Source organism: Deefgea salmonis, from assembly GCF_020531905.1.
Lineage (GTDB): Bacteria > Pseudomonadota > Gammaproteobacteria > Burkholderiales > Chitinibacteraceae > Deefgea > Deefgea salmonis.
The window spans coordinates 379641-387129 of record NZ_JAJAWG010000003.1 but is presented as its reverse complement, the minus strand read 5'-3'; the positions used below and the strand labels follow the sequence as shown (position 1 = coordinate 387129).

4 protein-coding genes and 1 pseudogene are annotated in these 7489 nt (G+C 39.0%); 2 read left to right on the top strand and 3 right to left on the bottom strand.

All coding sequences use genetic code 11. The annotated features are described in order from the left end of the window. Positions 1 to 275: 275 nt before the first annotated feature. A pseudogene (locus LG219_RS08070) lies at positions 276 to 1364 on the bottom strand (IS3 family transposase). A 319-nt stretch (positions 1365 to 1683) separates the two neighbouring features. Here LG219_RS08070 and LG219_RS08065 point away from each other — a divergent pair. Both LG219_RS08065 and LG219_RS08060 read left to right on the top strand, forming a co-directional pair. Next, on the top strand, positions 1684 to 3027 hold the full coding sequence (locus tag LG219_RS08065; RefSeq protein ID WP_226763992.1) for an APC family permease: 1344 nt from the start codon (positions 1684 to 1686) through the stop codon (positions 3025 to 3027). 53 nt (positions 3028 to 3080) lie between these two features. Then, on the top strand, positions 3081 to 4166 hold the full coding sequence (locus LG219_RS08060) for a calcium:cation antiporter (protein WP_226763991.1): 1086 nt from the start codon (positions 3081 to 3083) through the stop codon (positions 4164 to 4166). 130 nt (positions 4167 to 4296) lie between these two features. Here the strand turns inward: LG219_RS08060 and LG219_RS08055 are convergent, their stop codons facing one another. Continuing rightward, positions 4297 to 5517, bottom strand: coding sequence for an EAL and HDOD domain-containing protein (locus LG219_RS08055; RefSeq protein WP_226763990.1), 1221 nt, complete (start codon positions 5515 to 5517; stop codon positions 4297 to 4299). Between the two features lie 63 nt (positions 5518 to 5580). Next, on the bottom strand, positions 5581 to 7488 hold the full coding sequence (locus LG219_RS08050; RefSeq protein WP_226763989.1) for a chemotaxis protein CheA: 1908 nt from the start codon (positions 7486 to 7488) through the stop codon (positions 5581 to 5583). Position 7489 lies beyond the last annotated feature (1 nt).

Here is a 7489-nt window from a genome sequence, read left to right as displayed (position 1 = left end):
AGGTCATTGCCAGACTCCCCATACCAGAAAGCCCGATTCGAAAGAGTCGGGCTTTTTGCTGTCCGGCGGTTATGCGCTGGAGGGCTATCGTAGATACCCCCCTATGTCAGACTAGTTGTCGCCTCTGAACTTTTATTGGTTTGAAAAAACAGAGGCTTCAACATGCAAAAAATCACGTATTCTGACGACTTTAAACAGCAGGCGCTGAGCAAAGTTTACCAACGCCAAGGTCGTACGGTAATCCCCCCATTTTTAAGCTCACTTAAAAGTAGAGGTCAGGCATGTAATGCCAGTTTTTGTTTCGGGGTGATGCCACCCAAACCCATGTGCGGGCGTTCGTTGTTGTAGCTCCAAAGCCATTGCGTGGCCACCTCTTGCACTTCAGCAAGACTTTCAAAATCATCGCAAGCCAGCCATTCATGCCGCACGGTCCGATTATAGCGCTCGATATAGGCATTTTGCTGGGGATTGCCCGGCTGAATATACGCTAATTCAATTGAATGTTGTTCCGCCCAGTTTTTTAGCAACTGACTAATATATTCAGGCCCATTATCTGAACGAATCCGTTTGGGCTTGCCTCGCCATTCAATGATTTGATTCAAACTGCGCACCACGCGCTCGGCCGGCAAAGAGAAATCAACGTCAATCGCTAAACCTTCCCGATTAAAATCATCAATCACATTAAACAGGCGAATGCTACGGCCATCGGCTAATTGGTCGTTCATAAAATCCATCGACCACGTTTCATTGATTTTCTCAGGCACTGCTAATGGTGCTGGCGTTGCACGAACTAAGCGTTTTTTAGGCTTAATTCGCAGATTTAATTCTAAATCGCAATAAATCCGATAGACCCGTTTATGATTCCAGCCCTTTTTCTTGACGTTTCGTAGATGCAAAAAGCACAGACCAAAGCCCCAGTTGCGATGAACTTCGGTGAGTTGCAGTAACGAATCGGCAATTTTTTCATTTTCTGCGTCTAGTTTTTGCCACATAGCGATAACAAGTCGTGCTGATCGCAAAGCTAGCACAAGCTGCACGAATCGAAACAGCCTTGGTTTCAACGGCCCAGCGAGCCATCTCACGCCGCTGAGATGGCTTCACCACTTTTTTGACATGGCTTCCTTGATGATATCTGCCTGCATTTGAGCTTCGATATACATCTTTTTAAGGCGCTTGTTTTCATCCTCCAGCTCTTTCATGCGCGTCATCATCGAGACGTCCATGCCGCCAAACTTCGCGCGCCATTTATAAAAGGAAGCCGAGCTCATACCGTGTTCACGGCATAAATCAGGAACGGTGGAACCGGCTTCGGCCTGCTTTAAAATCGCCATAATCTGGCTGTCAGAATAACGTGCTGCTTTCATGTAGAAGCTCCTCAAAGACTGCGAGAAAATTCTACTTAAAAATGAGCTGGTTTGGTGGGGGGATTACCTTTGGTGGGGGGATTACCTTTCCTCGTTAGGATGAATAGTGCCCTATCGAGGTGTCTGCAGGAATTAGACCACTACACATTTAAAAAAATAAATTTTAGTGCTTTTTTTACTGCTTTAAATTTCCATAGATGTAATACTACTTTGGTAAATTAGCAAGAAAATAGAAGGTGTAGGAAATAGTTAAGTTGTGTGCAACGTACAATTTTTGACTAAACTATGCCAACGATGATCAGTGTTGTGAGGTAGATCAATGCCAGTCGAATCAAAGTTAAATACAGCTGAAAGTTCAGTAGCTATCAATAATAAAATTGGTTTTATTAGTATTTTTTTGTTAGGGATTAATGGAATTATAGGTTCAGGTATTTTTTTACTACCCAATCAGATATATGCAAAAATTGGTGTTGCTAGTATTGCTATTGTATTGATTGCATCACTACTGGTTCTTGTTATTGCATTGTGTTATGCAGAATTAGCTAGTAAATTTACTGAAAATGGCGCGGCATGGATTTATAGCTACAGAGCATTTGGTCGATTTGTTGGGTTTGAGGTTGGATTTTATGCTTGGATTTTGGGTATTATTATACTGTCTTCTGAAATAGCTGGATTTTTAACTGCTTTAGCTGGGTTTTTTCCAGAACTTAAAAATAATTATGTATATGATTTATCCGCTTTGTTAATTTGTATTTTTCTTATTGTAGTTAATTATTTTGGAGTTAGCCTTAGCCGGTTATTGAATGATTTCTCATCAGTATCTAAGTTAATAGTTATTTTTTTATTTGTTTTTGTTGGTGTTTTTTTTATAGACATAAATAATTTCAAACCATTTTTATTGCCTAAAGTTGTATCGGATGACTCTTTTTATTCATCATTTGGTGCTGCACTGGGCATTATATTTTATGCGTTTACTGGGTTTTCTTTTTTGCCAATTGCTGCAGCAAGAATGAAGAACCCACAGAAAAATATTCCTTTAGCTTTGATTTTAGTTATTATGACATGTAGTGTTATCTATTTCTTATTGGTGGCAGTTTCAATTAGTGTTCTAGGTAAAAATTTAGAATTTTCATCGTTACCTGTTGCAGATGCATTTTCAAAAATGGTTGGTAATTGGGGATACAATCTAATCGTTATTGGTATGTTAATTTCTATTGGTGGTGTTATTTTAGCTTTTTCTTTTAGTGTTCCATTGATTGCATCGTCACTTGCATTACAACATCAGTTGCTACCTGAATTTATGGGTAGAAAAAATAAATATAATCGTCCAGTTAATGCGTTGGTTATTACTTTTTGTTTGTGCTCTTTGTTGCTTTTAAGTGGAGATTATTTATTTTTAATATCTTTAGCTGTTTTTGCTTCTTTTGTACAATATATACCAACTGCATTGTCAGTTATTAAGCTAAGGAGTGACCAGACTTTACCTACAGGTTTTGTTATTCCCGGTGGGACCTGTATTCCTATTTTGGCTTTATGCGCATCAATTTATCTCTTGTCTAATTTTAGTTTGAAGATTTTTCTATTTGGATGTGCAGGGTTGATTGTTGGCGCTATTGTATATTTTATTCAATGGAAGTATGTAAAATTTAATTCGTCTAATTAGTTTTTTAGTGACGTTTTGTTCAGAAAATTTTTGAAGTTTATAAGGTTGACTAAATGATTAAATCGATGATGCAATTGCCTGCATGGACTATCGCTACACCATTCATAGGGTGTGTGTTACTTTTTGGGCAGTTGCTTGGTTTTGGTGAGTGGTATTTAATTTTGCTGTCGATTGGATTATTATTTGGCGTTTTGGCTGCGGTTCATCATGCTGAAGTGGTTGCGCATCGTGTCGGAGAACCATTTGGGACTTTAGTTCTGGCTGCTGCAATTACAGCCATTGAAGTTGCTTTGATTGTGACGCTAATGCTAACAGGTGGAGAAGCTGCATCTGCATTAGCGCGAGATACCATTTTTGCTACGGTGATGATTATTCTAAATGGTATAGTTGGGTTGTGTCTTTTGGTTGGAGGAAATCGCTTTGGGGAGCAACGGTTTGGTATGTTGGGTGTTAATGCTTCATTATCAACGCTAGCGGCTATTGTAGTTTTAACTCTAATATTACCTAATTACACAACTACTGTTGCAGGGCCAATTTATAGCTCAAATCAATTAGCATTTGTAGCATTAGTTTCTTTGGTTTTATATGGAACTTTTATTTTTGTACAAACGGTTCGTCATCGTGATTATTTTTTACCACAACAAGGTGTGAGTGATGAAGATATTCATGCAGTGCCACCTACAACTAAAGTTGCGATCTTGAGTGCTTGTTTGTTATTAATTGGTTTAATTGCTGTTGTTTTACTAGCAAAATCTATTTCTCCTATGATTGAGGCTGGTGTTGCCGGCATTGGTGCACCAGCAGCATTAGTTGGTGTAATTATCGCAGCAATTGTGTTGATGCCTGAGGGTTTAGCTGCACTACGTGCAGCAAAATCAAATCGATTACAAACTAGCCTAAACTTAGCATTAGGCTCCGCATTAGCGAGTATTGGCTTATCAATACCCGCTGTCGCAATTGTTTCAATCTTAAATGGCTGGCCTTTGATGCTTGGCATTGATGCTAAATCAACAGTATTGTTGCTACTTACATTAATAGTTTCAACTCTATCATTAGGTAATGGTAGAACCACAGTTTTGCAAGGTTTGGTTCACTTAATGATTTTCTCTGTTTATCTTTTTATGACGATATTCCCATAAAGTTAAAAATCTAAAATCACTTTTGATTTATTTAATCTTTAATTTATTTTAAATTTATATGAAAATGCTCACTTAACTAATATAGTAAGCGAGCATTTATTTTTTAAATATTTATTAGATGGTTTTAAAATTAAACACCAAGCTCTTCCACCCAGTTTAGTGCTTGAACGTGGGATCGATTAAGCATTTCAGGCGTTATTTGCAATTGCTCACATAACCTTGGTACTTCTGCCATTTCTGGGTCTTCACAAGCTTCAGCTAGTTCAAGAAATGGACCATAGATGCCAGTACGCTCCATTAATGCATCAGTAACACTTTCAGGTAAAATTAGAGTTTCCAATATTTTATCCATTGGCATATCTAGCAATACATCAAGTAAAGAAAACATGCCTACGATAAATAGATTATCTTTATCTTGTCCATCAAGTAGATGTGAACCTAATAATTCAACTAATCGACCACGTGTAACTGCCGTTTTTAATAGTGCAGGTGGTGTGCCAGTATCAGCGCCAGCTGTAACGAGTAACAATGTAAGCCAACGATATAGCTTTTGATATCCTAATATAGTGACGGCGTGACGAAATGATTGAATTTCACAAGAAAGTCCAAAGCCTGCTGAATTGATGTAGCGAAGAAGTTTAAATGAAAGTGCGACATCTCTTTTAAGTGCATTTTCGATATCTCTAATTTCAGCATTGTTGCGCAACATATTTAAAAGCTGCAAAATATTTGCATAGCCTGGATTAATTACTTTTGCAGATAGAGTTTCTGGATGTGCAAAATAAAATCCTTGAAAGCAATCCATTCCTATATCAAGACACTTCATGAATTCGTCTTTGGTTTCAACTTTTTCAGCAACTTGAAGTAATGGGAAACGACGTAATTCTTTTGATAAAATAGGAACTTGAGCCATACCCAGCTGTTGAATATCTAATTTGATATAATTAGAAAATTCAATCATTGATGCTGTTTGGGGGGTTAGCACAAAGTCATCTAACGCAATACCAAAACCTTGTGCACGTAAATCACGTAAGCGATTTAACAAATCTTCAGTAGGCTGTGTGGTCTCAACAATTTCTAAAATGACGCGCTGAGGCTGTAATAGTTCTAGAAAATTACTTTCAAGCATTGACTCGGCGACGTTAATAAATGCTAACTTATTGCCAACTAGCCAATCTGTACCCATATTAGATATTGTGTTTACCAATACGTTTGTACCAGCATGCATATCACTTGAAAATTCAGCAGAAATAGCCTCTTGATTTAAGCGAAACAATAGTTCATAACCAATAATTTGTTGCTGGCGATTCAGGATGGGCTGACGTCCAATAAATGCATGTTCTTGCGTCATATTCTGGTAACAGGCTAAATGCCATGCTCCTAGTTCGTTGGAATAATTTTATGTCAATTTTTATTAGACAAATTGCTCGATAAAACGAGAGGTTTTTATTGCTGATGTTTCTGCTGTATCAGAGGCCAGTAGATCTTCCATATCAAGAACTAACACGATTGAGCCATCTCCTGATAAGGTTGCACCTGCGACTCCTTTAGGGCGGATATTTTGTAGTGGTTTAATGACTACATCATCTCGACCGATGAAGCTGTCTACAGCAAGAATAAATGAATGCTCCGCAGATTGCATTAAAACGCCAAATTGCGGTAATTGAACTTCTTCCCAACCAATCAAGTTGGCTAGAGAGCGTACCGATAAAATTTCGTCACGGACGACTATTGTTGCTCTTCCTGATACTTCTTGTACATGCTCTTGGCGAATGGTAATAATCTCCCTAACCATCGCTAATGGCACAGCAAAAGGCTGATCGCATACTTTTACAACGAGTACAGGTAAAATTGCGAGGGTTAATGGCAGAGAAATAGTGAAGCGGGAGCCCTCACCAACAGCAGATTGAATATCAACGCGGCCATTTAATTTTTGAATGTTCGTTTTAACGACATCCATACCAACACCACGTCCTGATACACTTGAAATTTGATCTTTAGTCGAAAACCCAGGAAGAAAAATCAGTTGTAAGCTTTGTTTATCATCGAGGCTATTTGCTGTTTCGATGTCAATTAAACCTTTTTCAATTGCCTTTCTACGAATTACATCAGGGCGCATGCCTCGCCCATCATCAATAATTTCAATTCGAATATGATCGCCCACTTGGGTTGCAGTTAACTCAACCACCGCTTTGGCTGGCTTACCACTAGCAATGCGCTCTTCAGTCGTTTCAACACCATGATCAACAGCATTGCGTACTAAATGCACTAAAGGATCATTGAGATCTTCAAGCATCGTTTTGTCGAGCTCTGTTTCTTCTCCTGATATAACGAGTTCAACGTCTTTTCCCATTTGACGAGCCAAGTCACGAGCTAGACGCGGATACTTTTGGAATAGGCGACCGATTGGCTGCATTCGTGTTTTCATCACGGCATTTTGTAAGTCACCAACAAGCAAGTCGAGTTGACCAATTGCTTCATCAAGCGCTTTGAGCGTAATGCTATCCATTTTTCCAGACATAATGTCTGCACGCAAAGTGGTCAACCTATTTTTTGTGAGGCCAATTTCACCGGATAAATTTAATACTTGATCCAAGCGAACTGTATCAATTCGGATAGTTGTTTCTTGCGTTGCAAGTTGTTGTGTATTGGCTTGAGGGCGTGCGTTGTTTGTTGCCGCAGCGGGCTTTAGGCTTTGCATTGGTTCTAGCATTGCAGAGGGCTGGGTCAAGACTTCATTCAGTTCTACGCTGATTACTTCAATATCTCTGGATGATTGCTCAGTAGTCGCTTGAGTGGTCACTCCTTTTTCATCGAGTAAGACATCATACAAATTTTTCCAGTCATGTTCTGACTTGTTTTCCGTCACGACTAAAACGGAAGGTACGGTTGGTGGGCTTTCTAGTATGGCAGAAGAGGCATTACTGCTTCTGCCTTCTAATACATCATCTAAAGCTTTAAGTAGTGCTGGATCAGCGGGGGCAGGTTGACGACCCTGTGACATTTCACCAAACATTTCACGTACTACGCCTGTTGCGGCTAAAATTTCGTCCATAATCTCTGGATTTAACGTAAGCTCGGCATTACGAAGTTTGTCAAAAAGATTTTCTGTTCTGTGGCATAAGCTCACCATGGAGTCTACATTTAAAAAGCCTGCTCCACCTTTAATGGTATGGAACCCGCGAAAAATATCATTGAGTAACGCTTTATCATCTGGGCGTTTTTCTAGCTCAACTAACTTATTGTCGACTTCAGATAACAATTCTGAAGATTCAGTTAAGAAATCCTGTAATAGGTCTTCCATTCCGCCGAAAACACTCATG

What these genes read in the sequence shown, in the direction of transcription:
- LG219_RS08065 (WP_226763992.1), top strand. Translation starts at nt 1,684, where the DNA reads ATGCCAGTCGAATCAAAGTTAAATACAGCTGAAAGTTCAGTAGCTATC.
- LG219_RS08060 (WP_226763991.1), top strand. Translation starts at nt 3,081, where the DNA reads ATGATTAAATCGATGATGCAATTGCCTGCATGGACTATCGCTACACCA.
- LG219_RS08055 (WP_226763990.1), bottom strand. Translation starts at nt 5,517, where the DNA reads ATGACGCAAGAACATGCATTTATTGGACGTCAGCCCATCCTGAATCGC.
- LG219_RS08050 (WP_226763989.1), bottom strand. Translation starts at nt 7,488, where the DNA reads ATGAGTGTTTTCGGCGGAATGGAAGACCTATTACAGGATTTCTTAACT.